A 25,104-nucleotide genomic window follows, 5' to 3' on the forward strand; every position below is an offset into this window, starting at 1 on the left:
GGATCGATGCTTCCCGAACGGCTGGCCAAGGGATATCGCGCTTTCCTCGACGGCCGTTTCTCCAGCGAGCGTTCGCGCTACGAAATGCTCGCCGAGGCAGGCCAGCGGCCGGAGATCATGGTGATCGGCTGCGTCGATTCCCGCGTCTCGCCGGAAGTCATCTTCGACGCGGCGCCGGGCGAATTGCTGGTGGTGCGCAACGTCGCCAATATCGTACCGGCCTACGATCCCGACGGCCATCAGCATGGCACCAGCGCGGCGCTGGAATTCGGCGTGCAGGCCTTGCGGGTGAAGCATATCGTTGTGCTGGGCCATGCGCTTTGCGGCGGCATCCGCGCCTTTGCCGATGATATGGAGCCGCTGTCGCCCGGCGACTTCATTGGGCGCTGGATGTCGCAGATCGCGCCGGCGGCTGAAACGCTCGGCCCGCGCAAGGCAAACGATCTCGAATATCTGCGCCGGCTTGAGTTCGCTTCCGTCGAACTCAGTTTGCAGAATCTGATGACCTTTCCCTGCGTGCGGATCCTCGTCGAGCGCGGTAAGCTGCAGCTGCATGGCGCGTATTTCGGTATCGCCAGCGGGCAGCTTCTGGTGCGCAATCCCGAAACCGGAAAGTTCAACCCGGTATTCGGCGGTGCGCCGGACTGGCTGCCGACCGCGAGCTGATACCGTCCCAGCCGAGACCGTCAGTGACCGATGATGGGGTGCTGGACTTCGGTATCCCAGTCGTGGCCAGCTGCGAACTCCCGTAGCTGCGCAGCAGCGGCGCCTTCGGCATCGCGCCAGATGAGCCCGACGCGATGAGTTTCACGCAGTTCGGGCAATGTCAGCGTTGCGACATTCTTGCCCGGCAGCCAATGCGGCACGATGGCGATGCCCACGCCGGCCTGCACCAAAGCCAACAGTCCCGCATCGCTTTCGACGCGCCCGATGATGCGCGGCCGCACATTCTGCGCGGCGAACAACCGCTCGGCGGCCGGCATGATCTCGGCATGAGGGCGGATGACGAAGGGCTGATCCTGCAGGTCGGCGATGCGTGCCGTGCTGCGATGAGCCAGCACGTGATGCGGCGGCACCGCCAGAACATAGCGCTGTCGGAACAGAGGCAGGGCCATTTCGCCTGGTTCTTGGTCGAGGAACAGGATCGCGGCATCGATACGCCCGAGCTGGAGACGGCGCGACAGGTTGGCGGCGGGCGCTTCGAGGATCTCCAGCGAGGTATCGGGATGGGCAGCGATGAAGCTGCCCAACAGGGTTGTCAGCTGGTGCTGCGGCAGGCCAGGGATATAGCCTAAACGCAGCCGCTGCCGCGGCGCCTGTGCCTGGCGCAGCTCGCGGCGGGCGGTAGTCCATTCCTGCAGCAGAAGCCGCGCGCGGGGCAGAAAACGGGCCCCGGCCGGGGTGAGCTGGGCGCCGCGGCCGCGCTCGAAAAGCGCCACATCGAGGGCCTCTTCCAGCCGTTTGATCCCGGCCGAAAGCGTTGGCTGGGTGACATTGGCGCGCTCGGCGCCCCGGGTGAAACTGCCGGTCTCGACGACCGCCATGAAGTAGCGGATCAGGGTCAGGTTCATGGGCATAGAAAAAGACTATTTATGCCATAAAGACAATTGATTTCCTCTATGCTCCGCTAGGCGTTATCCCAGAGACGGGCGGAAACGAACCTGAGTCGGCAACAGGCCACAAAAGCCGGCTGGCCGGCATCGGCGCGGGGGAATTCCGCCCGGATCGACCTGGATCGAGGGCAGCCGCATGAATGCCATGGCCGAATTCAAACCCAGCGACCTGAATTTCGAGGCGCGGGTGCGCGACAGTTTCAATCGCCAGCCCGCGATGCATCTGATCGGCGCACGCCTCAGCCTGGTGGCTCCCGGGCATTGCGAAATTGAATTGCCGCGGCGGACGGAGATCACGCAACAGCATGGCTTCGTCCATGGCGGCGTGGTCGGCATGATCGCCGACAGCGCGGCGGGTTACGCGGCCTTCAGCCTGTTTCCCGCAGACTCAACCGTACTCACCGTCGAATACAAGCTGAACTTGCTTGCGCCCGCCGATGGCGAGCGTCTGGTGGCGCGCAGCATCGTGACCAAGCATGGCCGCACCCTGACGATCTGCGCCATCGACGTCTTCGCCCACAAGGCAGGGAAGGTCACGCCCTGTGCAACAGGGCTGGCGACGATGATGTGTCTTCAAGGGCGTCCCGATGCGCCCCGTTCACCGGGCTAGGGCTGCATTCCCGTTTCCGATCCGCTACTATTCTTTCACCCGATTCCGAGAGGGGTTCCATCATGATCGCCAACACTTATCCGACGCTCGATTTCGGGCTCGGCGAAACCGCCGATATGCTGCGCCAGACCGTCCGCAGCTTCGTCGACAACGAGCTGGCGCCGCGCGCCGATGCCATCGACAAGACCAACGAATTCCCCCGCGATCTGTGGACCAAGCTGGGCGATCTCGGCCTGCACGGCATTACTGTTGAAGAGGAATATGGCGGCGCGGGCCTTGGCTATCTGGAACATTGTGTCGCCATGGAAGAGGTCAGCCGTGGCTCGGCTTCCGTCGGCCTGTCCTACGGTGCGCATTCCAACCTCTGCGTCAATCAGATCCGCCGTAACGGCAACGAGGAGCAGAAGCGGCGCTATCTGCCCAAGCTGATCTCGGGCGAGCATCTGGGCGCTCTGGCGATGAGCGAGCCGAATGCCGGCTCTGACGTCGTTTCGATGAAGCTGCGCGCCGAGAAGAGGGGTGACCGCTACATCCTGAACGGCAACAAGATGTGGATCACCAACGGTCCGACGGCCGATGTGCTGGTGGTCTATGCCAAGACCGATCCGAATGCAGGCCCGCGCGGCATCACGGCCTTCATCATCGAGAAGGGCTTCAAGGGGTTCTCGACGGCGCAGAAGCTCGACAAGCTTGGGATGCGCGGCTCGGATACCGGTGAGCTGGTCTTTGAGGATTGCGAAGTGCCGGAAGAGAACGTGCTGGGCCAGGTTGGCCGCGGCGTGAACGTGCTGATGAGCGGCCTGGATTACGAGCGCGCAGTGCTCGCCGCCGGTCCGCTGGGCATCATGCAGGCAGCGATGGATGTCGTTCTGCCCTATATCCATGAGCGCAAGCAGTTCGGCCAGCCCATCGGCACCTTCCAGCTCATCCAGGGCAAGATCGCCGACATGTATACCGAGATGAACGCGGCGCGAGCCTATGTCTATGCCGTCGCGCGGGCCTGCGACCGTGGCCAGACCACGCGCAAGGATGCCGCTGGCGCTATCCTTTTCGCGGCCGAGAAGGCGACCAAGATCGCGCTTGATGCGATCCAGATCCTCGGCGGCAACGGCTATATCAACGATTATCCGACCGGCCGTCTGCTGCGCGACGCCAAGCTCTACGAGATTGGCGCTGGCACATCGGAAATCCGCCGCATGCTGATCGGGCGCGAGATCTTCGAGGAGACGAAATAAGCGTGGCCCTGCTGTTACGGAAATGCGCCGTCTCTCTGGCTTTGCTGCTTTCTGCCGTGTCAGCGCATGCGGCGGAAGGCGACAAGTCATGGGATCCGATTGCGCTGGATGAGCAGCAGGTGCGGTGGGCCGCCGACGAACTGGCGGCCACGCCGCATATGGCCGAGGTCTTCACCGCGCCGCTGGGCTATCGGCTGGAGCGGTATTTCTGGCGGGCGCAGAAGCCCGCTGGTGCCTTTGCCATCGTCGTTCTGCGCGACCTGACCGGCGACGACCACTATCTCAGCGGTCCGGTGGATTTGATGAAGTTCGCTACCACGGTCCTCAAGGGCCTGGAGGCCCCGACGCCTAAGGCGCTGGATAAAGCCGATCACGCGGAAGCCACGCCGAATGGGCTGGCTTCAGCGCTGCGTTTCGAGCTGGGCGCCCGGCAATGTCTGGTGATCGGCTTCTATGCGGCGCCAAATGGCAAGCCGCCAGCCAAAAGCATCATGCTGACGGAAGGCAGCATCCGCGTCGATGGCGTCTATTGCGCCACGGCAGGCGAAAAGATGACGAGTGCACGCGCCAGCGCTGTTGCGCAAGGGCTCACGCTCGGCCGAGAAGCGGCAACGCCAGCGCCCGAGATGAAGAAATAACCACAACAAGAACAGGCTGAAACCATGGCTGAGCGTCGGTTGATCTCCTCCGGGTCGAGGTTTGAAGCGACCATGGGCTATTCTCGTGCCGTGGTGGATGGCGAGTGGATTCATGTCTCCGGGACCACCGGCTACGACTATTCCACGATGACGATCTCCGAGGATGTCGTCGAACAGACCGAGCAGACTTTCCGCAACATATCGGCCGCGCTGGCTCAGGCAGGCGCGAGCCTCGATGATGTTGTGCGGGTTCATTACTACCTGACCGATGCGAACTACTTCCCGCTGATCGCGCCGGTTTGCGGCCGCCATTTCGCCAAGGCGAGGCCGGCGGCCACGGCCTTGATCTGCCAGTTGATCGATCCCGCCATGAAGCTGGAGATCGAAGTGACCGCCAGGAAACGCGCCTGGCAACGGGCATAGCCAGCAAGGGCATAGGGGGAACGCGATGTTTACCGAAGAGCAGCAGATGGTCCGCGAGATGGCGCGCAATTTTGCACGTGAGCAGCTGCTGCCCGGCGCAGCGGAGCGCGACCGCACCGCCGAGCCGCCACGCGACCTGCTTTCGGCCATGGGCAGCCTTGGCCTGATGGGCATGTGCGTACCCGAGGAATGGGGCGGGGCGGGCGCCGATTTCATTTCCTACGTGCTGGCGCTGGAAGAGATCGCCGCTGCCGATGGCGCGGTCAGCACGATCATGTCGGTGAACAATTCTCCCGTCTGCGCGGCTTTGCTGCGTTATGGCAGCCCGGCGCAGAAGGAGTGTTTCCTGAAGCCCCTGGCGCGCGGCGAATGGATCGGCGCTTTCTGCCTGACCGAGCCGCAGGCTGGCTCGGATGCCGCTGCCCTCAAGACGCGGGCACGCAAGCAGGGCGATAAATGGGTGATCAACGGCGTGAAGCAGTTCATCACCTCTGGCTCGATTGCCAAGGTCGCCCTGGTTTTCGCCGTCACCGACCCGGACCAGGGCAAGCGCGGCATCTCCTGCTTTGTCGTGCCAACCGACACCCCCGGCTACAGGGTCGCCAGCATCGAGAAGAAGCTGGGGCAGAAATGCTCCGATACCTGCCAGATCGTCTTCGAAGACCTGACGGTGGGTGAGGATGCCTTGCTCGGCGCGGAAGGCGAGGGTTACCGGATCGCGCTGGCCAATCTGGAATCCGGCCGGATCGGCATCGCCGCGCAGTCAGTTGGCATGGCGCGCGCGGCGTTCGAGGCGGCGCTGGCTTATTCGGGCGAGCGGCAGGCATTTGGTACCGCGATCATCAACCATCAGGCGGTGGCTTTCCGGCTGGCAGACATGGCAACCAGCATCGAGGCGGCCCGCCAACTGGTATTGAACGCCGCACGGCTGAAGGATGCCGGCGCGCCATGCCTGAAAGAGGCCAGCATGGCCAAATTGTTTGCATCGGAAATGGCCGAACGCGTATGCTCGGATGCCATCCAGATCCATGGCGGCTACGGCTATCTCGCTGATTTTCCAGTCGAACGGATTTATCGCGATGTCCGCGTCTGCCAGATCTACGAGGGCACCAGCGACGTCCAGCGGCTGGTCATCAGCCGGGCTTTGAACCAGACCTAGAGGGGGGCGATTGTATCAGGGCAACGAGATAGTCTTCATCGCATCTCTGTTGGTCCTGGTCAGCATCTTCTTCGGATCAGCGTCCAGCCGCTTTGGCGTGCCGTTCCTGCTGGTGTTCCTTGGTTTCGGCCTGCTGGCCGGCGAGAGCGGTCCTGGCGGGATCATCTTCAGCGATTATCAGCTCACCTACACCATCGGCTCCGCAGCGCTTGGGATCATTCTCTTCGACGGCGGATTGCGGACCAATTTCTCTACCGTCCGGCTCGTCGCCGGGCCCGCCTTCGTGCTGGCCACCATAGGCGTGGTAGGCACCGCAGCCCTGCTTGGCGTCGCGGCCTATTTCGCCCTGGATATCACCGTACTGGAAGCCTTCCTGGTCGGCTCCATCGTCGGCTCGACCGATGCGGCAGTGGTTTTTTTCCTGCTCAACATGAAGGGCGTGACGCTGCAAAAGCGCGTCAGCGGCACGCTGGAAGTGGAATCCAGCATCAACGATCCGATGGCCATCTTCCTTACCATGGCCTGCGTCGAGCTGATCCGCCTGGGGCAGCCGCCGGAAACCCTCACCTTGCTCGGGCTGTTCGCGGCCCAGATGGTCGGCGGTCTGGCGATCGGCGTAGCCGGCGGTTTTCTGCTGGTTGCCTTGTTCAACCGCGTTCCGGTGGCAGGCGGCTTGTACCCGATTGTCGCGATGGCGGCCGCGCTGCTGATCTTCTCGGGCGCCAATTTCCTCAACGCCTCCGGCTTTGTCGCGGTCTACGTGGCCGGACTTGTGCTGGGCAACCGGCGGCATCGCGGCGCTCAGGTCATTTTGCGCTTCTACGACGGACTGAGCTGGCTGAGTCAGATCGTCATGTTCCTGCTGCTGGGGCTGCTGATGACGCCGGAGAAGATGACCCCTTATGCCATCGGCGGCGGGATCGTCGCCTTTGCGCTGATCCTCGTCGCGCGGCCGCTGGCGGTGCTGATCTGCCTGCTGCCGTTCCGGTATACGTGGCGCGAGATCGGCTTCATTTCCTGGATCGGCCTTCGCGGCGGCGTGCCGATTTTCCTGGCCACGATTCCCGTCCTGGCCGGCATGCCCAATTCCGAACTCTACGTCACCACGGCCTTCTGCTGCGTGCTTGCCTCGCTGACCGTGCAGGGATGGACAATTGGCCCGGTGGCTCGGTTCTTCGGCCTGGAACTGCCAGCGCGCCCGGAGGCGCCGACCCGCACCGAGATCGACTTCGGCGATCCGTCGCTGGACCGCGATATCGCCAGCTATCGGGTGGAGCCGGATTGTCCTGCCCTGGGCTATCGCTTCAGCGAATTGCCGCTGCCACGGCGCTGCCGGGTGATCACCGTGATCCGCAGCGGCGCCGTCATGGATCGCAGCAAGCTGGAGCGGCTGGAGCCCGGAGACTTCCTGCTGGTGCTGGCGCCGCCGGAGCAGTTCTTTTCTCTGGATCGCCTGTTCACCGCCCGCCGCATGGCGAAGCGCAAAGAGCAGGGGCGTGGCGACGAGGTATTCGGCGAATTTGTCGTCTCGGGCGACGCGCTGATGGGCGAGGTTTCGGCGCTCTATGGCATTCCCGTCGACGAGAAGGACCGCAACGATCCCATCGGCGCGTTCATTCGCCGGCGGCTGCGGCGTGCGGCGGTCGTAGGCGACAGATTGCGCGTTGGGCCTATCGAGCTCATCGTGCGCGAGATGCGGGGCGGACGGATCAGCTCCGTCGGCATCGAGTTGGAGCCCGAAGAGAATCCCATCCTGCGCGGCTTCCGTCGCGCGTTCGGTTTTGACTAAATGGGGCTAGATAAAACGGTACGCTGACAAGAAAGTGGAGGAAACATGGCCGCCCCGCTGGAGTTCTATTTCGACTTCTCCTCGCCCTACGGCTATATCGCAGCCCATCGCATCGACGGTATCGCTGCCAAGCATGGCCGCACCGTCGATTGGCGGCCAATGCTGCTGGGCGCGGTGTTCAAGGTGGCCGGTACGCAGCCGCTGACCGAATATCCCCTGAAAGGGAAGTATTCGATTCATGATTTCAAGCGCTGTGCGCGTGAGCATGGCATCGCGTTTAACATGCCAGCCAAGTTTCCGCTGGCGACCCAGGCGGCGGCGCGCGGCGCCTGCTGGCTGAAAGAGGCGATGCCGGAAAAGGCGGTGCCTTTCATCAAGGCGGTTTATGCGGCCTATTTCGTCGAGGGCAGGGACATATCCTCCCCCGGTCTGGTCGCCGATGTCGCGTCGGGTGTTGGCGTGGATAGCGGCGCATTTCTGCAGGCCATCGACAGCCCTGAGATCAAATCAAAGCTGCGCGAGATCACCGACGACGCAATACAGAATCGCGGCGTCTTCGGATCGCCGTTCACTTTCGTCGATGGCGAACCTTTCTGGGGTGCCGACCGCCTCGACATGATAGACCGCTGGCTCGAACGAGGCGGCTGGTAAAAGATCGGCACAGAACATCTGCAAAAAACGACAACGAAGAGGAGCCTTCCGGGATGTCTGCGGCAATTATCTTCTATTGGGATTTCACCTCTCCCTACGCCTATCTGGGTGCCAACCTGATTGAGGCCGTGGCCAAGAAGCATGGGCGCGAGGTGGATTGGCGGCCCATTTCGCTTGGGCATCTGTGGAAGGCGATCCCCGACCGCACGCCATTCCCGAAGATCAAGATGGATTACATGATGCGCGACTGGGAACGTTCGGCGCAGTTGGCCGATCTGCCGATCGTGAAGCTGCCGACGCCATTTCCCACCGACGCCAAGCTGCCGCGGCTGCTGTTTTACCGCCTGAAAGCCCAGGATCCCGCGAAGGCTGTGGCTTTTGCCAAGGCGGTCTTCCGGCAATATTGGGGCGAGGGGCGGGACATTGCCGCGCCGGAGCATCTGACGGCGATCCTCAAGGAACTCGGCATTCCGGAAGAAGAGATCGCTGCTGCCGCCGAGGACAAGGAGGCGCGGCAGAAAGTGATCGATGCCACGAGTGAGGCGGTTGAGATCAAGGCTTTCGGCGTGCCGACGTTCATGATCGACGGCGAGATGTTCTGGGGCTCCGACCGCATCGACCATATCGACCGCTGGCTGGCGCGCCGCGCTTAAGGCGTTGCCGTGAACGCATCATCATCAGGCGGCGCTACGCCGCTTGCGGCCATCGGGCTCATCGTCACCGCCTTGCTGTGGGGGGCGATGATCCCGATGACGCATGCGCTGGCGACCAGGCATCTCGATCCGTTCTTCGTATCGGCCATCCGGTATCTGATCCCGGCGCCGCTGCTGCTGGCGATGAGTGTCGCCTTCGACGGGGCATCACCGTTCCGGGCGCCCTTGCCCTGGCCGAAGGTTTTCCTGCTCGGCGGCGGGATGGCGTCATTTTCCGTGTTCTACACGATCGGGATCATGTTGTCTGAGCCCGTGCGCGCCGCCATTGCGATGAGCTGTAGTCCGCTGATCGCTGCAATCATGACGAAAATCATGATCCGCGTTCCCCTGGCGCGCGGCTTCTGGCCCGCAGCCATCGCGGCAATGATCGGCGCGACCTTGGTGGCGCTGGATGCGGTGCGCCCGAAAGCAGGCTCGCCAGGCGATCATGGCTATCTGGGCGAGATGCTGCTGGTCATCGCGATGATGAGCTGGAGCTGGTATTCGATCAAAGTGCAGTTCTGGCTCGGCCCACTGGGCTGGAGCCAGATGCGCATCACGTTCCTGACGTCGCTATGCGGCGGCATTCTGATCTGCGGCTTGTTCGCCGTTCTGGCGTGGTTCGACCCGCTGCGAATCCCCAGCGAGATGCCGTCCAGCGCTGCGATTGCCATGCTGGCCTGGGTTGGCATCGGCGGCGCGGGACTTGCAATCCTGTTCTGGAATTATGGCGTCAGCCATGTCGGCGTGCCGGTGGCGACGCTTTATACCAGCCTCGCGCCGGTCTTCTCGGTTCTGGTGGCGGCGTTGTTCTTCGGCAGCACGGTTACGCTGCAGCAGATCGCCGGCGGGATCATTATCCTCGCCGGCGTGGTTCGCATGCAGTGGCTGCAGGCGCGGATGGCCAGGCAGCAGGCGGCGCCTTAGAAGATCGTATAAGCGCCGTCGATCACGAAGCTGTCGCCGGTGTGATACCGGCTGGCATCGCTCATCAGATAAACGGCGATGCCGCCGAAATCGTCCGGCTGCCCCCAGCGGCGCGCCGGAATGCGGGGCAGCACGGCGCCGCTGAATTTCGGATCGGCGACGCCGCCAGCCGTCATCTCGGTTTCGATCCAGCCCGGCAGGATGGAATTTGCAGTGACGCCGTAACGTGCCATCTCCACTGCCAGGGCACGGATCATTGCCACCATCGCGCCCTTGCTGGCCGCATACGATTGCGCGCGCGCCGCGCCATGGATCGCCGCGGTGCTCGCCATGCCGACCAGGCGGCCGCCCGTCGTATCGCCCGCCTTGCTGCGCTCGACCATATGCCGCGCGGCAGCCCGCAGGGTGAAGAAGGCGCCATCGGTGTTGACGGAATGCACGCGCCGCCATTCCGCGGTGCTCAATTCATGGAAAGCCGAGCGGCTCTGGCTGACGCCCGCATTGGCAAAGCAGCCATCGATCCGGCCCATCGTCTTCAAGGCTTCGGCGAAAGCCGCTTCGACCTGGTTCTCATCGGATACGTCCACTTTCTGGACCAACACGCGATGGCCAAAGCCTTTCAGCTTGGCTTCTGCGGCAGCGTTCTTGCCGGGATTGCTGCCCCAGATCACCAGATCGCAGCCAGAGGCCGCCAGGCCTTCCGCCATGCCCAATCCGATGCCCCCGTTGCCTCCGGTTATCAGGGCGACTTTGCCTTTGAGATCAAAATTTTCCACGGGCGTCTCCTCCATAGATTTTCTCGATATTGCCGATAGATAAGCGATATTATCAAGTCATTGCGCGAAGCCTATCCTTTTGCCGCCGCGCCCCTTGCGGCGGGGAGGGGGCACTGGCATGTTCGCCCGGTATTGCCCGAGAACGAGAAGCAGAACGCCTGACCATGAGCGTGCTCACCAGCCAACTCGATACCCGTTCGGCAGCCTTCCGCGAAAACGCAGCGCAGATGCAGGCGCTGGTCGACGACCTGAAGGCCAAGGTGCAGAAGATCAAGCAGGGCGGTGGCGAAAAAGCCCGCGAGAAGCATCTCGCGCGCGGCAAGCTGCTGCCGCGCGACCGGGTGCGCACCTTGCTGGATCCGGGCTCGCCGTTTCTCGAACTGAGCCAGTTTGCCGCCTGGGACATGTATGGCGGCGATATCCATGCTGCCGGAATCATCACCGGCATCGGCCGCGTGATGGGCCGCGAATGCGTCATCGTCTGCAATGACGCCACGGTGAAGGGCGGCACCTATTTCCCGATTACCGTGAAGAAGCATCTGCGGGCGCAGGAGATCGCGCGCGAGAACCGGCTGCCCTGCATCTATCTGGTCGATTCAGGCGGCGCGAACCTGCCGACCTGGGACGAGGTGTTCCCCGACAAGGAGCATTTCGGCCGCATCTTCTACAATCAGGCCCGGATGTCGGCGGAGGGGATTCCGCAGATCGCTGTCGTCATGGGCTCATGCACCGCTGGCGGCGCCTACGTGCCGGCCATGTCGGATGAGTCGATCATCGTGCGCAATCAGGGCACGATCTTCCTTGGCGGCCCGCCGCTGGTGAAGGCGGCGACGGGTGAGATCGTTTCCGCAGAAGACTTAGGCGGCGCCGACGTGCATGCCCGTGTCTCGGGCGTCAGCGACCATTACGCCATGAACGATGCCCACGCGCTGGGGCTTGCGCGACGGATCGTCGGCAACCTGAATGGCGTAAAGCAGGTCTCTGGCGATGTCCGGCCGCCGAAGCCGCCGCGTTACGATGCCGCTGAACTTTACGGCGTGATCCCGAAGGATGGCCGCATTCCGTTCGACGTGCGCGAGATCATCGCCCGCATCGTGGATGATTCCGAGCTGGATGAATTCAAGAAGCTCTACGGCACCACGCTGGTTTGCGGCTTCGCCCGCATCCACGGCTATCCCGTCGGCATCATCGCCAATAACGGCATCCTGTTCTCGGAAAGTGCGCTGAAAGGCGCGCATTTCATCGAGCTGTGCTGCCAGCGCGGGATTCCGCTGGTTTTCCTGCAGAACATCACCGGCTTCATGGTCGGCAAGAAATACGAGTCCGGCGGCATCGCCAAGGATGGTGCCAAGCTGGTGACGGCGGTTTCCTGCGCCAATGTGCCCAAATTCACCGTCATCATCGGCGGCTCCTACGGCGCGGGCAATTACGGCATGTGCGGGCGGGCCTATGGCCCGCGGCTTCTGTTCATGTGGCCGAATGCCCGCATCTCGGTGATGGGCGGCGAACAGGCTGCCAGCGTCCTCGCAACCGTCAAGCGTGACGCCATGGAAGCCGAGGGCAAGACCTGGTCGAAGGAAGAGGAAGAAGCCTTCAAGAATCCCATCCGCGCACAATACGACCGCCAGGGGCATCCATACTATGCCTCGGCCCGGCTGTGGGATGACGGCATCATCGATCCGGCCGATACGCGCATGGTGCTGGCGCTGGGCCTGAGCGCTGCTCATAACGCGCCGATTGAACCGACCAGGTTCGGCGTCTTCAGGATGTAAGACATGAGCGAAAGCCAAGAGGTCGTACTGTTTGAGACGGATAGCCGTGGCGTCGCAACCGTGACGCTGAACCGGCCGCAGATCCACAATGCCTTCAACGACGAGGTGGTGCAGCGCCTGCTCGCGATTTGGACCGATGTTGCCGTCCGCAAGAATATCCGCGTGGTCGTTCTCAAAGGCGCGGGGAAAAGCTTCTCCGCCGGCGGTGATCTCGATTGGATGCGTAAATCCGGCCAGGCCAGCCCCGAACAGAATCGCGCCAGCACCATGGCCATGGCGCGCATGCTGAAGCAGTTGCACGATCTGCCTCAGGCGACGCTTGCGCTCGTGCAGGGTAATTGCATGGCGGGCGGCACCGGCCTTGCTTCGGCATCCGATATCGTGATCGCGACGCGCGCGGCGCAGTTCGCGCTGACGGAAGTACGCCTGGGCCTGACGCCTGCTACCATATCACCCTATGTCGTGGCAGCCATCGGCGAGCGACAGGCGCGGCGCTATTTCCTTACCGGTGAGCGTTTCGGCGCGACCGAGGCCAGCCGGATCGGACTGGTGCACGAACTGGTTGAGGACGAAGCGGCGCTGGCGGCGCGAGGCGAGGAGATTGTCTCGGCCCTGCTGCAAGGCGCGCCGGGGGCGATCCGCGATTCAAAGATCCTGATTGAACGCGTCGCCAATCGCCCGGTGGATGAGGCGCTGATGGAATTCACGGCCCAGAATATCGCCGAACGGCGCGCCAGCCCGGAAGGGCAGGAAGGCCTCGCCGCCTTCTTCGAGAAACGCAAGCCCAACTGGGCGCAGTAGACGATGTCAGCGGGGACCGCATGTTCCGCAAGATTCTGATCGCCAACCGCGGCGAGATCGCCTGCCGCATCATTCGCACCGCGAAACGCCTGGGCGTCGGCACGGTTGCCGTCTACTCGGATGCGGACGCGCAGGCGCGGCATGTCCTCATGGCCGATGAGGCTGTGCATATCGGTCCCGCGCCGGTGCGCGACAGCTATCTGGTGGCCGAACGCATCATCGCCGCCGCCAGGCTGACCGGTGCGGAAGCGATTCATCCCGGCTACGGCTTTCTTTCGGAGAATGCCGGCTTTGCCCGCGCCTGCGCTGAGGCGGGCATCGTCTTCATCGGCCCGCCACCGGCGGCAATTGAGGCCATGGGCCTGAAAGGCGCGGCCAAGGCGCTGATGGAGAAGGCCAAGGTTCCCGTCGTGCCGGGCTATCACGGCGACGATCAGACGCCGGAATTGCTGGCCAAGGAAGCCGAGCGGATCGGCTATCCGGTGCTGATCAAGGCCGTCGCGGGCGGCGGCGGCAAGGGTATGCGCCGCGTCGATACGGCGCAGGATTTCGCCGCGGCTCTGGCGGGCGCCAAGCGCGAAGCGGCCAATGCCTTCGGCGACGACAAGGTTCTTTTGGAGAAGTATCTGGTCAAGCCGCGCCATATCGAGATCCAGGTTTTTGCTGATGCCAAAGGCAACGCCGTGCATCTGTTCGAGCGCGACTGCTCGGTGCAGCGGCGCCACCAGAAGGTGCTGGAAGAAGCACCCGCACCCGACATGTCCAGCCAAATGCGCCAGGCCATGGGGGCGGCTGCCGTCGCAGCTGCCAAGGCGATTGGCTATGTCGGCGCCGGAACGGTGGAATTCATCGCCGACGTCTCCGAAGGCCTGCGCGCCGACCGGTTCTATTTCATGGAGATGAACACCCGGCTGCAGGTCGAGCATCCGGTCACCGAAATGATCACCGGCCAGGACCTGGTCGAGTGGCAGTTGCGAGTGGCTGGAGGCGAGGAACTGCCTCTGCGCCAGGAACAGCTAACCATCAGCGGCCATGCCGTCGAGGCGCGCGTCTATGCGGAAGATCCCGTCCGCAATTTCCTGCCTTCTGTGGGCGTGCTGCACCGGCTGCGCAGCCCGGCGGAAAACGCTCATGTCCGCGTGGATACCGGCGTCTCGGAAGGCGATGCGGTGACGCCGTATTACGATCCGATGATCGCCAAGCTAATCGTCTGGGACACCGACCGGAAATCCGCTCTGCGCCGTCTGCGGCAGGCGCTGGGTGAGTATCAGATTGCCGGCGTGGCGACGAATACCGCTTTCCTGATCGCCTTGGCCGGCCATCCGGCCTTTGTCGAAGGCGATCTGGATACCGGTTTCATCGAGCGCTTTCGCTCCGATCTGATCCCGCAGCAGACACCGGCACCGGTTTCAGTGCTGGCCCTTGCGGCGCTGGCCGTCACGCTGGAGCGGCGGGCGCAAGCGGCCGCGATGAGCGTTGGCGATCCTTGGTCGCCCTGGAGTGCCGTCAACGGCTGGCGCATGAATGATGTCGGCTGGGATGAGTTGATCTTCAAAGATCGCGATACCGACATTGCCTGCCGGATCGAGTATGTCGGCGCAGATGCCGTCCGGCTGCGTGTGCAGGACAAAGAAGTGCTGGTTCAGGGTACGCTGGAAGCCGACGGCACTCTGGATGCTGCGCTGGATGGCCGCCGGATGAAGATCGGCATCGTCCGACAAGGCGACGATCTGACCATCCTTTTGCCGGGAGAAACCCACAAGCTTACCCTTGTCGACCCACGGGTGGTGTCCGCTATCGATGAGGGCGCAGGCGGGCAACTGAACGCGCCGATGCCGGGCAAGGTGGTACAGGTTCTGGTGGCGGAAGGTGCAAAGGTCGAGAAGGGCCAGGCCTTGATGATTCTGGAAGCCATGAAGATGGAACATACGATCAGTGCCCCAGGCCGCGGCGTGGTGGCGAAGATCAACTTCCAGGCCGGCGATCAGGTGACCGAGGGCGTTTCGCTGCTCAGTATCGAGGGGGAAGACTGATGGCGATGCCAAGTCGCATCACCCTCTGGGAGGCTGGCCCGCGCGACGGGCTGCAGAACGAGCCCGGCGTCGTCCCGACCGAAGTGAAAGTGGAACTGATCGACAGGCTGGTCGATTGCGGCGTCACCCATGTCGAAGCCACCAGCTTCGTTTCGCCGAAGTGGGTGCCGCAGATGGGCGACCATGCCGAGGTTATGGCGCAGCTCACGCGCAAGCCCGGCGTGACCTATCAGGTGCTCACGCCCAACCTGAAGGGCTATGAAGCGGCCCGCGCGGCAGGAGTAGAGGCCATCGGTATTTTTGCTGCCGCCAGCGAGAGCTTTTCGCGCAAGAACATTAATTGCAGCATCGAGGAAAGCATCGAGCGCTTCCGGCCCGTCGTCGAGGCCGCGCAGCGCGATGGCGTGAAGGTCCGGGGCTTTGTCTCCGTCGTGCTCGGCTGTCCCTTTGAAGGCGAGATCGCGCCGCAGCAAACGGCGAAGGTCGTCAAGCAGCTGTACGATCTCGGCTGCCATGACATTGCCTTGGGCGATACCATTGGCGTCGGTACGCCCGGCAAGGTCAAGGCGATGATCGAGGCCTGCGCCAGTGTGGTGCCGCTTGAAGCCTTGGGCGCGCATTTCCACGACACCTATGGTCAGGCACTGGCCAATACGCTGGCCGCGCTCGAATGCGGCATCACGCGGCATGATGCCTCGGTCGCGGGACTGGGCGGCTGTCCTTACGCGCCGGGCGCCACGGGCAATGTGGCTACCGAGGATGTGGTCTACATGCTGGACGGCCTTGGGATCGAGAGCGGGATCGACCTGAAGAAACTCGTGCAGACCGCCTGGTGGATTTCCGACCGCCTGGGCCGTCCGCCGGCCTCGCGCGTTGCCCGCGCCCTGAAATCGAAATGTCTGTGAGCGTTCAGTGCCAGTCCATCTGTTGAAAATCGCTGTCGGCATCGAGAGCGTCGAGCATTTCCGTCAACGGATGAAGGCCCGCAAGGGCAAGACCTACACGCATTACACCCGCCACATGCCCAAACGTGCGGAAGAGGTGCTGGCGGGCGGATCGCTGTACTGGATCGTCAAAGGTTATATCGCCGTGCGCTGCCCCATCGTCGGCCTGGAAGAGGTGGTGCTGGAGGATAAAGGCCCGCATTGCGGCATCGTGATGAAGACCGAGCTGATCCCGGTGGTGCCAACGCCGCGCCGTCCGCATCAGGGCTGGCGTTATCTGGAGCCGGAGGATGCTCCGCCGGACATGTCCGCTCTCGGCAAGGGCGGCGCAGAAATCCCGCCGGGACTGGCGGCAGAGTTGCGCAACCTCGGGCTCTTATAATACCAAGCGTTCAGTCTTTGTTTTAGGAGTCATGAGATGGACGCTCCGGTTCAGGAGCCTACGCGCGCGCGCATCATCGTCGTGGGAAACGAGAAGGGCGGCTCGGGCAAGTCGACCACGGCGATGCATATCCTCACCGGCCTGCTGCTCGAAGGAGGCCGGGTGGCGGCCGTGGATCTCGATTCCAAGCAGCGGACCCTGACACGTTATCTGGAGAACCGGCAGGCCTTCATCACGCGCAACGGTCTGCGCCTGCCGATGCCGGAATTCGTCGTTGTGCCGGAAAGCGATCTGCCGCTGCGCACGGAAGCCGATGCCGACGAGGCGGAGCGGGTGGCTGCGACGCTGGCCGATCTGGCGCCGCGCCATGACTTCATCCTGATCGATTGTCCGGGCAGCGACACCAATCTGTCCCGCATCGGCCATTCCTATGCCGATCTGCTGATCACGCCAGTGAATGACAGCTTCATCGATGTCGATCTGCTGGCGACCGTTGATCCCGATACGCTGAAGGTGATCAAGCCGAGCCGCTACGCCGTCATGGTCTGGGAGCAGCGCAAGCAGCGTTTCGCCCGCGACCGCCAGAGCGTTGACTGGGTGGTGATCCGCAATCGCCTGTCGCACCTGGATGCGCGCAACAAGCGCAATGTCGGACATGTTCTCCAGTCGCTGGAAAAGCGGATCGGCTTTCGCTTCCTGCCGGGATTGTCGGAACGCGTGATCTTCCGCGAGCTGTTTCTCTCGGGCCTGACCCTGATGGATCTGGACCGCACCGGCGGCGGCATCAACATGGCGCAGGCCGCCGCCCGGCAGGAGATGCGGAACCTCCTGCTCGGGCTGAACCTGATTACTGCGGATTAAGCTGTAGACCGGCTGACCGTCAGCGCGCTTTGCGACGGGTGTACTGGAATATGGCCAACAGCATGGCGATCGCCAGCCCGGTGAGGTCGGTCAGCAATCCGCCATAGATCAGCAGCAGCGACGCCACCAGCAGGACGGCGCGGATCAGCTTCGGCGCCGGACCGAAATACCAGCCCGTCAGCGCACCGGCCAGCAGATAGACGCCGATGCAGGCGGTCGCCGCGTAATGCGTGACCTGTACCCAGTCGCCCTGCATCAGCAGGGCGGGGCTGTAGAAGAACATGAACGGCACGATGAAGGCCGCCATGCCGTAGACGAAGGATGTGACCGAGGTCTTCATCGGATCGCTGCCGGCAATCGCCGCGCCCGCATAGCCCGCCAGGGCGACCGGCGGCGTGATGGCGGAGATCACCGCGTAGTAGAAGACGAACATATGGGCGACCAGCGGCGAGATGCCTAGCTTGATCAAGCCGGGTGCCACCACCGACGCAGCCACCGCATAGGCCGCCGTGGTCGGCATACCCATCCCTAGGATGATGGCGATGGCCATGGCGAAGATCAGCGCCATCAGCTGGCTTTCGCCCGCGATGGCCAGAATCATCGACGAGAAGCGCAGGCCGATGCCGGTCAGGCCGATAACGCCCACGATGATGCCCGCGCAGGCGCAGACGGCGATCAGTTGGATCGTACCCTTAGCGCCCAGATGCAGCGCGTCCAGCACCTCGCGCGGCCCCATACGGGTTTCCGGCAGCAGCCAGCTGATCACCAGCGCGCTGACCATGGCCAGCGTGCCGGAACGGATCACCGAATAACCGGTGACCAGACCGAAGATGAGGACGATCAGCGGGATGAACAGGAAGACGCGCCGCAGCATCTCGTCCATGCGCGGCAGCTGGGACCGGTCCAGGCCGCGCATATTCAGGCGCTTGGCTTCATTGTCGACCATGAAATAGACCGCAATGAAATACAGCGCCGCGGGCAGCACGGCCGCGATCATCAGTTCAGTGTAGGGAATGCCGGTGATCTCGGCCATGATGAAGGCACCAGCCCCCATGACGGGCGGCATGATCTGGCCGCCGGTGGAGGCGGCAGCCTCGATCGCGCCAGCGCTGCGCGGCGGATAGCCGACGCGCTTCATCATCGGAATGGTGAAGGTGCCCGTCGCGGCCACGTTGCCGGCCGAGGTGCCGTTGATGGTGCCCATCAGCGCGCTCGACATAACGGCAACCTTCGCCGGGCCGCCACGGGCCGTTCCGGCCAGCGCGAAGGAGAAGTTGACGAAGTAATCGCCAATCTTCGACACCTGCAGGAAGCCTGCAAAGGTGATGAAGAGGATGATGTAGGTCGACGAAACCGCGGTGGTCGGGCCGAATACGCCTTCCATCGAGTAGACGAAGGAGAAGAGGTGATCAATGCGGATGCCCTTGTGATAAAGCACGCCGGGCATCCACGGACCAACGACGCAGTAGAGCAGGAAGATCGCCGCGATGATCGGCAGGGCAAGGCCCGCGCTGCGGCGCGTGATTTCCAGGATCAGGAAGGTGCCAATCAAGCCGATCACTAGATCCCATTCGGTCGGCGCGGCGCCGGCGCGGAACAGCAGCTGGTCGAGGTTGTCGTAGATATAGACGAAGCAGGCGATGCTCGCCGCCATGAAGATCCAGTCATACCAGGGCGTTCCCGCGCGCTGGCGCGAGCGGGCGGAAAACATCAGGAAGCCAATGGCCGAGCCGAAAGAGACGTGGGCACTGCGGAACAGCCAGGGATCGATCGGATGGATGTTCAGGACGAAGAGGTGGAAGACGGTGAAGAGAACGCAGCTCCAGAAGAGTAGCTGGGCTTCCCAGCCGCGCAGCAGCCGGATATTGCCGCCGACTTCCGCTTCTTCCTGGATTTTCTCAGCCGTTTTCGCCGCCTGATCGCTGGCGAGATCCTTGGTCGTCATGTCTAAAGCCTCCCGCAGGGTGCGCGATTCTTGTGCTCGGCTTACCTGCGCACATTAAGAAAATCCCCCGCCCGTTTTTGAGCGGGCGGGGGATCGCAACTAGCGATACCGATGCACTTACATCGTCTTCGGATGCAGATTGATACCCTTCTCCTTGTAGTACTTCACCGCACCGGGATGGAACGGCAGGAAGGTGTTCTTGTCGGCATTCTGAGCCAGCGTTTCCTTCGCCGCCGAATGGCCCTTCACCATGGCATCGTTGTTGTCGAGCACCGCCTTGACGATCTGATAGGCGACGTCGTCGGGCAGATCCTTATGGGCGATGGCGAAGTTATAGAGGCCGACCGTCTTGTGATCTTCGTTCAGGGTGCGATAGGTGCCCTTCGGAATCAGCGACGGCGACAGTTCCGGAATCTTCTCCTGCAGGGTCTTCAGCTCGTCATCCGTGAAGGTGATGAACTTCACCGGACGCTGTGCCTCCAGCTCGGAGAAGGCAGAGATCGGCACGCCCGCGGCGAAGGCAAACACGTCCAGCAGGCCGTCACCCAGCTGGCTGGCCATGTCGGAGGCACCGCCATTGCGGATCGTCGCCTTGACGCCGAGCGCCTCGAACATCAGCGGGAAGTAGGTGCCCGGCGTACCAGCCTTCGGGCCAACGCCGACCGTCTTGCCTTCCATCTGCTTCACCGAGGTAATGCCGGTCTTTTCAGTGGTGATGAAATGGAACGGCGTGTCATACATCGGGAAGAGGGCGCGGGAATTCTGATACTTCTTGCCGTTCGCCCAGCCGGTGCCGTTCCAGCCGTGCAGGGCGACGCCCATGGTGACCATGCCCAGTTCGATGGCCTTGCTGTCGACCAGCAGAAGGTTCTGGTTCGGGCCCTGCGTCTGCTGCGTGGAAACGTTGATGCCGGTCTTTTCCGTGACCAGGGAGGCAACGACGCCGCCATAAATGAAGTAGGTGCCGCCTACGGAGGCGGTGCCGATGGTCAGGGATTTTGGCTGCGCCTGGGCAAGGCCGGCGACTGCAACAGCCGCAACTGCAGCCAAGCCTAGAGTCTTTAGTTTCGACACAATCATTATAGATATCCTCCCATTACCTGCCCTAGCGGGTCGCGATCATCATGATGTCGACTGCCAGAACCCTGTGCCTAAGATACCGATTAGCACCCTTGAGGCCAATATTTTCCTATCCTCAATTTTGCGCGGTCTTTAGCGCTTAGGCTGTACTGGCAATGAGCTGATCGCTTGCTTATATCTTGGTCAGTCACTCAGCAGGGCAGGTCATGGGCACGGATCGGGAGACTTCCGACAGAACGATGCCGGCAAAGGCGACGGCGCAGGAGGTCGACGCCTTTCTACGGCAGGTCGCGTTGACGCCTCGTGTTGCGCCGCAGCATGGCGGCCGCGGGCGTCTCGTCTTTGCCCTCGATGCAACCGCCAGCCGGCGTCCGACCTGGGACGAGGCGCAGCGCATTCAGGCCGACATGTTTCGCGCGACCGCCGATATCGGCGGGCTGGATGTCCAGCTTGTCTTCTTCCGTGGCCTGGGTGAGTGCAAGGCCTCGCCATGGGTGTCGGAAACCGGCCAGCTCCTGCGGCTGATGCGCCAAGTGGAATGCGTTGGCGGCCATACGCAGATCGAGCGCGTGCTCAATCACACCCTGGCTGAAGCGCGCGAACGCAAGGTCAATGCGCTGGTCTATGTCGGAGATTGTCTCGAAGAGAATCCGGATGACATCGCCATGCGCGCCGGCGAACTGGCGTTGCTGGGCGTACCGATCTTTGCCTTCCAGGAAGGCGAGGATTCGCAGGCAAAAGCCTGCTTCAAGGAAATGGCGCGGCTCACGCGTGGCGCCTATTGCTCCTTCGACCGTTCCAGCGCGGCGCAGTTGCGTCAGTTGCTGTCTGCCGTTGCCGTCTACGCAGCGGGCGGGATGAAGGCACTGGAAGATTACGCCGCGCGTGCCGGTTCGGAAGTGCGGCTGTTGATCGGACAGATGCGGTAACGCAATGGCAGCCTGGTTTGCTTTAGGCGTCATCGGCGTCATCCTGCTCTGGCTGGGCGCGCGCGCTTTCGTCAACGCCGATCCGAAGGTGCTGGCGAAAGGCATTAAGATTATCTTCGCCTTGGCGGCAGGGGCCTTGGCGATCTTTTTCCTCGCGCGCGGCCGCATCGATGTCGCGATGTTTTTAGGTGTCGCTGCGGCGGCTGCGCTGGGCTACGGGCCGCGCATGTTTCCGCTCTTCGGCGGATTGTTCGGACGCGGCGGCCTGTTCGGCGGCCGCGGTCTGGGCAGCGGCTGGACGAAGGCGCGCACGCAGTACGATTCCGGCGGTTTCGACTCCTCATCGTCTGCGCCGCGCTCGGGCGTGGAGACAGCATGGCTGCGCATGCAGCTCGATCATGCGACCGGCCGCATGGATGGCGATGTGCTGCAGGGCGAGTTTGCCGGACGGCGGCTGTCGTCGCTGAAATTCGAAGAGCTGATGACGCTGCTGCGCCATTGCCGCAGCATGGACAATCAATCAGCAGCTCTGCTGGAAGCCTATCTCGACCGCATGATCGGTGAGGACTGGCGCGAACGCGCCGATGCGGCTGGCCAGGACCGCGCGTCCGATGGCAGCGGGGCGATGACCCGTGAGCAGGCTTACGACATCCTCGGCCTGAAGCCCGGCGCCACGCCCGACGAGATCCGCGCCGCCCATCGCCGCCTGATGAAGAAATTCCATCCCGACCAGGGCGGCTCTACCCATCTGGCTGCGCAGATCAACCGCGCCAAGGACCTCCTGCTCGGCGAGTAGGGGCGGTCGGCGAGCGGCGCGAAAGCGGCTGATTTCTGAGGAAATGGTGCCGGATGAGGGGATTGAACCCCCGACCTTCGGTTTACAAAACCGCTGCTCTACCGCTGAGCTAATCCGGCATCTCGATGAGGGCGGCGTTTGTTTACGCGACGTGCGGCTTCCCGACAAGACGGACCGTCCACCCGAATTATTCGTCTACCGTGGCAAAATGGCACTTGATAATCACTCGCAGCAAACCTTATTCTGATCCTGCGAATGAGTTGCAGGATTAGCGATGACGGATTTTCGAGGCAAGGCGGATCTGGGCCAGACCGGCAAGCTGGGTAATTGGCCGCTCAGCGTGCACGAGTTGAGTAAGGGCAGGCACCCGGCAGTCTCGGCGTTCGGCCGGGTGTCCGGTCCTGAGTATCTCCCCATGCTTTCATATCGGGCGTGGCAGCGCGCCACACCGGCTTTTGCCGTCGCAGTGCATTGAGGCGAGGGCGAGCCATGTATGTCTGTCTTTGCCATGGTTTCACCGACGGCGATGTGCGTAACGCCATTGCCGGCGGCTGCCGTTCGGTATCGTCGGTGTATCGTCATCTGGCCGACCGTCCGCAATGCGGCAAATGCGTGCCCGAAGTGCGCGGCTTGCTCGATCAGCACAAGGGCCATCGCGGCGGGCATTGCGCCCTGGTCGCGGCGGTTGCGCAGGCGGAGAACGCCGCATGACGGGGATCGTCCTCGTCGTTGCCGCCTGCCTCGGCGCTGCTGCGTTGCTGCTGATCAAACTGCGCTTGATGCGCGATCTTTTTGCTCTTGAAACGCAACAGCGCAGCAATTGACGGCTTTCTTTGCGAGTAACTCGTAATTACAGCCATTTTCCTTGACCTTCGGCCGTTGCGGCGTATCCCTCAAAGCCAGCGGATCGACATGATTCTCGTCGATCGTAATCGTTGGACGGAGGCTCCGCATGAAGGGCGACAAGAAGGTCATTCAGCATCTCAATGGCGTGCTGAAGAACGAGCTGACCGCCATCAATCAGTATTTCCTGCATGCCCGCATGTGGAAGAGCTGGGGCTTTGAGCGGCTCGGCCATCACGAGTACCAGGAATCCATCGAGGAGATGAAGCACGCCGACAAGCTGATCGAGCGTATCCTTTTGCTCGAAGGCGTGCCGAACCTGCAGGATCTGGGCAAGCTGAAGATCGGTGAAACCGTTCCTGAAGGGCTTCAGGCCAATCTCGAACTGGAGCGCAAGGCGCGCACGGATCTGATCGCTTCCATCGCGCTATGCGAAACCTCGCAGGATTACGTCAGCCGCGATCTGCTCACCGAGATCCTGGAGGATACGGAAGAGCATATCGATCATCTGGAAACGCAGCTTGAGCTGATCCAGAAGGTCGGCCTGCAGAATTACCTGCAGTCGCAGATGGGCGGCGGCTCACCGTCGTAATCTATCGCCTCTAGTCGATCTTCGCTGCAATGCTGCGCGGCGTCAGCCGCGCACGCATTCGTACAGGGCGACAGCCGCCGCTGCCGAAACATTCAGGCTTTCGACCGCGCCGGTCATCGGCAGCTTGGCGAGGAAGTCGCACTTCTCCCGCGTCAGGCGGCGCAGGCCTTCATCCTCGGCGCCCAGCACCAGCGCAACGCGGCGGATGTCGCGCACGGCCTCGGCCAGCGTCTTATCGGTTTCCATCTCCAGCCCGATCCGCCAGAAGCCGTAATCGGCGAGCTGATCCAGCGCGCGCGCCAGATTGGTGACGCGGATCAGCGGGACGACCTCCAGCCCGCCCGAAGCCGCCTTGGCTAGTGCGCCGGTGGCTTCCGGGGCATGGCGGTCGGTGATTACCACCGCGCGGGCGCCGAAAGCGGCGGCTGAGCGAAGGATCGCGCCGATATTGCGCGGATCGGTCACATGGTCGAGCAGCAGCACCAGGTCACGGCCATTCTCCGGTTCGGCCTGCAGCGATTCGATGCCGGGATCGTCCAAGGGATCGGCCAAGACGGCGATGCCCTGATGTACGGCCCCGGGGGGCAGCAGGCTGTCCAGTCGCGTCCTATCCACGACTTCCGGCTGTGGGTTTGGCGGCAGACGGCCCTGAAGCTCGTGCAGGGTATCCTTGGTCAGCACCAGCCGGCGCAGGTAGCGGGCCGGATTCTCCAGCGCGGCCAGGCAGGCATGGGTGCCGTAAAGCCAGACCGGCAGGTCGGTGCGGCCCTCCCGGTGGGGATGGCCATGCGGCTGCCGCGGCTCCCCGCCATGCCGGGTGGGGCGGCTGTCGCCATTATGGGAGCGGCCCTCACGGTGCGTCTCTGGATTCCGGCGCAGCTCTCGATTCGGCCTGTCGGGCCGGCGGGAGCCGGATTCCTCGCGATTTGAGCGGGAGGAATGGCGGGGTGAACGGTCGTCCGTCTTGCGTCTGCGCATGGCGGCCTTTATAGTGCCGTGTCGTAGAAGCAACAACATTGCCGCCAAAACTCGGTAGTTTCGAGGAAAGGGGGCGATGAGGGTGCTTTTGTCGCGTTTAATCCATTGACTAGCGGATATCCCTTCGGTAATCGGGGGGCCCGGTCGGAGGGGTGCCCGAGTGGCTAAAGGGGACGGACTGTAAATCCGTTGGCGCACGCCTACGTTGGTTCGAATCCAACCCCCTCCACCAACTACGCGAGTCCAAAAGTGCCCGAGTCAAAAAGCACATCGGCACCAGAGGGTTAGCGGAGAGTCTTCGGAAGTAACGCGAGCGGCGGGTGTAGCTCAGTGGTAGAGCCCCAGCCTTCCAAGCTGGTTGCGAGGGTTCGATTCCCTTCACCCGCTCCAGCTTGCCGGGCGGAGCCAGAGCCAAGGAGCGACGGCCGCCCACGGCATGTGGCGATGCGAACGGCGCTGAAAGTCAGCGCGGCGCGGAACCGGATGCCGGATCCGTCTCAACCCAACGGCGGCCGCTGAGGCCGGCGACGAACAGGTCGGAATTAACAGGACAGAACGATGGCCAAGGCAAAGTTTGAACGTACGAAGCCGCACTGCAACATTGGGACGATTGGTCACGTTGACCATGGCAAGAC

25 protein-coding genes and 3 tRNA genes are annotated in these 25,104 nt (G+C 62.9%); 22 read left to right on the plus strand and 6 right to left on the minus strand.

The window, feature by feature from the left end; translation table 11 throughout:
• Nucleotides 1-6: 6 nt before the first annotated feature.
• Nucleotides 7-666, plus strand: coding sequence for a carbonic anhydrase (locus Q0603_RS02195; RefSeq protein ID WP_298721459.1), 660 nt, complete (start codon nucleotides 7-9; stop codon nucleotides 664-666).
• Nucleotides 667-686: 20 nt separating this feature from the next.
• On the opposite strand, the gene Q0603_RS02200 is transcribed toward Q0603_RS02195, so the two are convergent.
• On the minus strand, nucleotides 687-1,577 hold the full coding sequence (locus tag Q0603_RS02200) for a LysR family transcriptional regulator (RefSeq protein WP_298721361.1): 891 nt from the start codon (nucleotides 1,575-1,577) through the stop codon (nucleotides 687-689).
• 181 nt (nucleotides 1,578-1,758) lie between these two features.
• Here Q0603_RS02200 and Q0603_RS02205 point away from each other — a divergent pair, with 181 nt between their 5' ends.
• From Q0603_RS02205 to Q0603_RS02245, 9 genes are all read left to right on the plus strand, one after another.
• A complete protein-coding gene (locus Q0603_RS02205; protein WP_298721366.1) occupies nucleotides 1,759-2,223 on the plus strand; it encodes a PaaI family thioesterase in 465 nt (154 codons plus the stop codon).
• 62 nt (nucleotides 2,224-2,285) lie between these two features.
• Nucleotides 2,286-3,458: an isovaleryl-CoA dehydrogenase gene (locus tag Q0603_RS02210; RefSeq protein WP_298721369.1), complete on the plus strand. Its 1,173-nt coding sequence runs from the start codon at nucleotides 2,286-2,288 to the stop codon at nucleotides 3,456-3,458.
• A 2-nt stretch (nucleotides 3,459-3,460) separates the two neighbouring features.
• Nucleotides 3,461-4,096 carry a hypothetical protein gene (locus Q0603_RS02215; protein ID WP_298721372.1) on the plus strand — a complete coding sequence of 212 codons (636 nt, stop codon included), beginning with the start codon at nucleotides 3,461-3,463 and terminating at the stop codon, nucleotides 4,094-4,096.
• Nucleotides 4,097-4,120: 24 nt separating this feature from the next.
• Nucleotides 4,121-4,519 carry a RidA family protein gene (locus Q0603_RS02220; protein ID WP_298721375.1) on the plus strand — a complete coding sequence of 133 codons (399 nt, stop codon included), beginning with the start codon at nucleotides 4,121-4,123 and terminating at the stop codon, nucleotides 4,517-4,519.
• 25 nt (nucleotides 4,520-4,544) lie between these two features.
• Nucleotides 4,545-5,678, plus strand: coding sequence for an acyl-CoA dehydrogenase family protein (locus Q0603_RS02225; protein ID WP_298721378.1), 1,134 nt, complete (start codon nucleotides 4,545-4,547; stop codon nucleotides 5,676-5,678).
• A 10-nt stretch (nucleotides 5,679-5,688) separates the two neighbouring features.
• Nucleotides 5,689-7,467: a potassium/proton antiporter gene (locus tag Q0603_RS02230; RefSeq protein ID WP_298721381.1), complete on the plus strand. Its 1,779-nt coding sequence runs from the start codon at nucleotides 5,689-5,691 to the stop codon at nucleotides 7,465-7,467.
• 45 nt (nucleotides 7,468-7,512) lie between these two features.
• Complete coding sequence (locus Q0603_RS02235; RefSeq protein ID WP_298721384.1) at nucleotides 7,513-8,118, plus strand: 2-hydroxychromene-2-carboxylate isomerase; 606 nt, start codon at nucleotides 7,513-7,515, stop codon at nucleotides 8,116-8,118.
• Between the two features lie 53 nt (nucleotides 8,119-8,171).
• Nucleotides 8,172-8,771: a 2-hydroxychromene-2-carboxylate isomerase gene (locus tag Q0603_RS02240; RefSeq protein WP_298721387.1), complete on the plus strand. Its 600-nt coding sequence runs from the start codon at nucleotides 8,172-8,174 to the stop codon at nucleotides 8,769-8,771.
• Between the two features lie 9 nt (nucleotides 8,772-8,780).
• The gene (locus Q0603_RS02245; RefSeq protein ID WP_298721390.1) at nucleotides 8,781-9,737 is read left to right on the plus strand and encodes a DMT family transporter; all 957 of its coding nucleotides are present in this window, start codon (nucleotides 8,781-8,783) and stop codon (nucleotides 9,735-9,737) included.
• On the opposite strand, the gene Q0603_RS02250 is transcribed toward Q0603_RS02245, so the two are convergent.
• Nucleotides 9,734-10,513 carry an SDR family NAD(P)-dependent oxidoreductase gene (locus Q0603_RS02250; protein ID WP_298721392.1) on the minus strand — a complete coding sequence of 260 codons (780 nt, stop codon included), beginning with the start codon at nucleotides 10,511-10,513 and terminating at the stop codon, nucleotides 9,734-9,736. The two genes, Q0603_RS02245 and Q0603_RS02250, sit on opposite strands and share 4 nt — an antisense overlap.
• Nucleotides 10,514-10,677: 164 nt before the next feature.
• Here Q0603_RS02250 and Q0603_RS02255 point away from each other — a divergent pair, with 164 nt between their 5' ends.
• From Q0603_RS02255 to Q0603_RS02280, 6 genes are read left to right on the plus strand one after another with little or no spacing between them, the layout of a single operon-like run.
• A complete protein-coding gene (locus tag Q0603_RS02255) occupies nucleotides 10,678-12,285 on the plus strand; it encodes a carboxyl transferase domain-containing protein (protein ID WP_298721395.1) in 1,608 nt (535 codons plus the stop codon).
• Nucleotides 12,286-12,288: 3 nt separating this feature from the next.
• The gene (locus tag Q0603_RS02260) at nucleotides 12,289-13,086 is read left to right on the plus strand and encodes an enoyl-CoA hydratase/isomerase family protein (protein ID WP_298721399.1); all 798 of its coding nucleotides are present in this window, start codon (nucleotides 12,289-12,291) and stop codon (nucleotides 13,084-13,086) included.
• A 20-nt stretch (nucleotides 13,087-13,106) separates the two neighbouring features.
• Nucleotides 13,107-15,119, plus strand: coding sequence for an acetyl/propionyl/methylcrotonyl-CoA carboxylase subunit alpha (locus tag Q0603_RS02265; protein WP_298721401.1), 2,013 nt, complete (start codon nucleotides 13,107-13,109; stop codon nucleotides 15,117-15,119).
• A complete protein-coding gene (locus tag Q0603_RS02270; protein WP_298721404.1) occupies nucleotides 15,119-16,024 on the plus strand; it encodes a hydroxymethylglutaryl-CoA lyase in 906 nt (301 codons plus the stop codon). Before Q0603_RS02265 ends, Q0603_RS02270 begins: the two co-directional genes overlap by 1 nt.
• Before the next feature lie 7 nt (nucleotides 16,025-16,031).
• A complete protein-coding gene (locus Q0603_RS02275) occupies nucleotides 16,032-16,445 on the plus strand; it encodes a DUF1489 domain-containing protein (protein WP_298721407.1) in 414 nt (137 codons plus the stop codon).
• 36 nt (nucleotides 16,446-16,481) lie between these two features.
• Nucleotides 16,482-17,306 (plus strand): division plane positioning ATPase MipZ, encoded by an 825-nt coding sequence (locus tag Q0603_RS02280; RefSeq protein ID WP_298721410.1) that lies wholly within the window; start codon nucleotides 16,482-16,484, stop codon nucleotides 17,304-17,306.
• Between the two features lie 19 nt (nucleotides 17,307-17,325).
• On the opposite strand, the gene Q0603_RS02285 is transcribed toward Q0603_RS02280, so the two are convergent.
• A complete protein-coding gene (locus Q0603_RS02285) occupies nucleotides 17,326-19,251 on the minus strand; it encodes a TRAP transporter permease (protein ID WP_298721413.1) in 1,926 nt (641 codons plus the stop codon).
• Nucleotides 19,252-19,368: 117 nt separating this feature from the next.
• A complete protein-coding gene (locus Q0603_RS02290) occupies nucleotides 19,369-20,331 on the minus strand; it encodes a TAXI family TRAP transporter solute-binding subunit (RefSeq protein WP_298721417.1) in 963 nt (320 codons plus the stop codon).
• Nucleotides 20,332-20,537: 206 nt separating this feature from the next.
• Here Q0603_RS02290 and Q0603_RS02295 point away from each other — a divergent pair, with 206 nt between their 5' ends.
• The gene (locus Q0603_RS02295; protein WP_298721420.1) at nucleotides 20,538-21,260 is read left to right on the plus strand and encodes a VWA domain-containing protein; all 723 of its coding nucleotides are present in this window, start codon (nucleotides 20,538-20,540) and stop codon (nucleotides 21,258-21,260) included.
• A gap of 4 nt (nucleotides 21,261-21,264) precedes the next feature.
• Nucleotides 21,265-22,056 (plus strand): DnaJ domain-containing protein, encoded by a 792-nt coding sequence (locus Q0603_RS02300; protein WP_298721423.1) that lies wholly within the window; start codon nucleotides 21,265-21,267, stop codon nucleotides 22,054-22,056.
• Nucleotides 22,057-22,100: 44 nt separating this feature from the next.
• On the opposite strand, the gene Q0603_RS02305 is transcribed toward Q0603_RS02300, so the two are convergent.
• Nucleotides 22,101-22,175 (minus strand) — tRNA-Thr (locus Q0603_RS02305).
• Nucleotides 22,176-22,545: 370 nt separating this feature from the next.
• Between Q0603_RS02305 and Q0603_RS02310 the strand changes: the two genes are divergently transcribed.
• Entirely contained in the window at nucleotides 22,546-22,767 is a 222-nt protein-coding gene (locus Q0603_RS02310; RefSeq protein ID WP_298721425.1) for a (2Fe-2S)-binding protein, read from the plus strand.
• A 241-nt stretch (nucleotides 22,768-23,008) separates the two neighbouring features.
• Nucleotides 23,009-23,491, plus strand: a complete 483-nt coding sequence (bfr, locus tag Q0603_RS02315; RefSeq protein ID WP_298721428.1) for a bacterioferritin — start codon at nucleotides 23,009-23,011, stop codon at nucleotides 23,489-23,491.
• Between the two features lie 42 nt (nucleotides 23,492-23,533).
• On the opposite strand, the gene rlmB is transcribed toward bfr, so the two are convergent.
• On the minus strand, nucleotides 23,534-24,469 hold the full coding sequence (rlmB, locus tag Q0603_RS02320) for a 23S rRNA (guanosine(2251)-2'-O)-methyltransferase RlmB (RefSeq protein WP_298721431.1): 936 nt from the start codon (nucleotides 24,467-24,469) through the stop codon (nucleotides 23,534-23,536).
• 146 nt (nucleotides 24,470-24,615) lie between these two features.
• Between rlmB and Q0603_RS02325 the strand changes: the two genes are divergently transcribed.
• Nucleotides 24,616-24,701 (plus strand) — tRNA-Tyr (locus tag Q0603_RS02325).
• Between the two features lie 84 nt (nucleotides 24,702-24,785).
• Nucleotides 24,786-24,859 (plus strand) — tRNA-Gly (locus Q0603_RS02330).
• Nucleotides 24,860-25,104 lie beyond the last annotated feature (245 nt).

The organism is uncultured Ferrovibrio sp., from assembly GCF_937960835.1.
GTDB lineage: Bacteria > Pseudomonadota > Alphaproteobacteria > Ferrovibrionales > Ferrovibrionaceae > Ferrovibrio.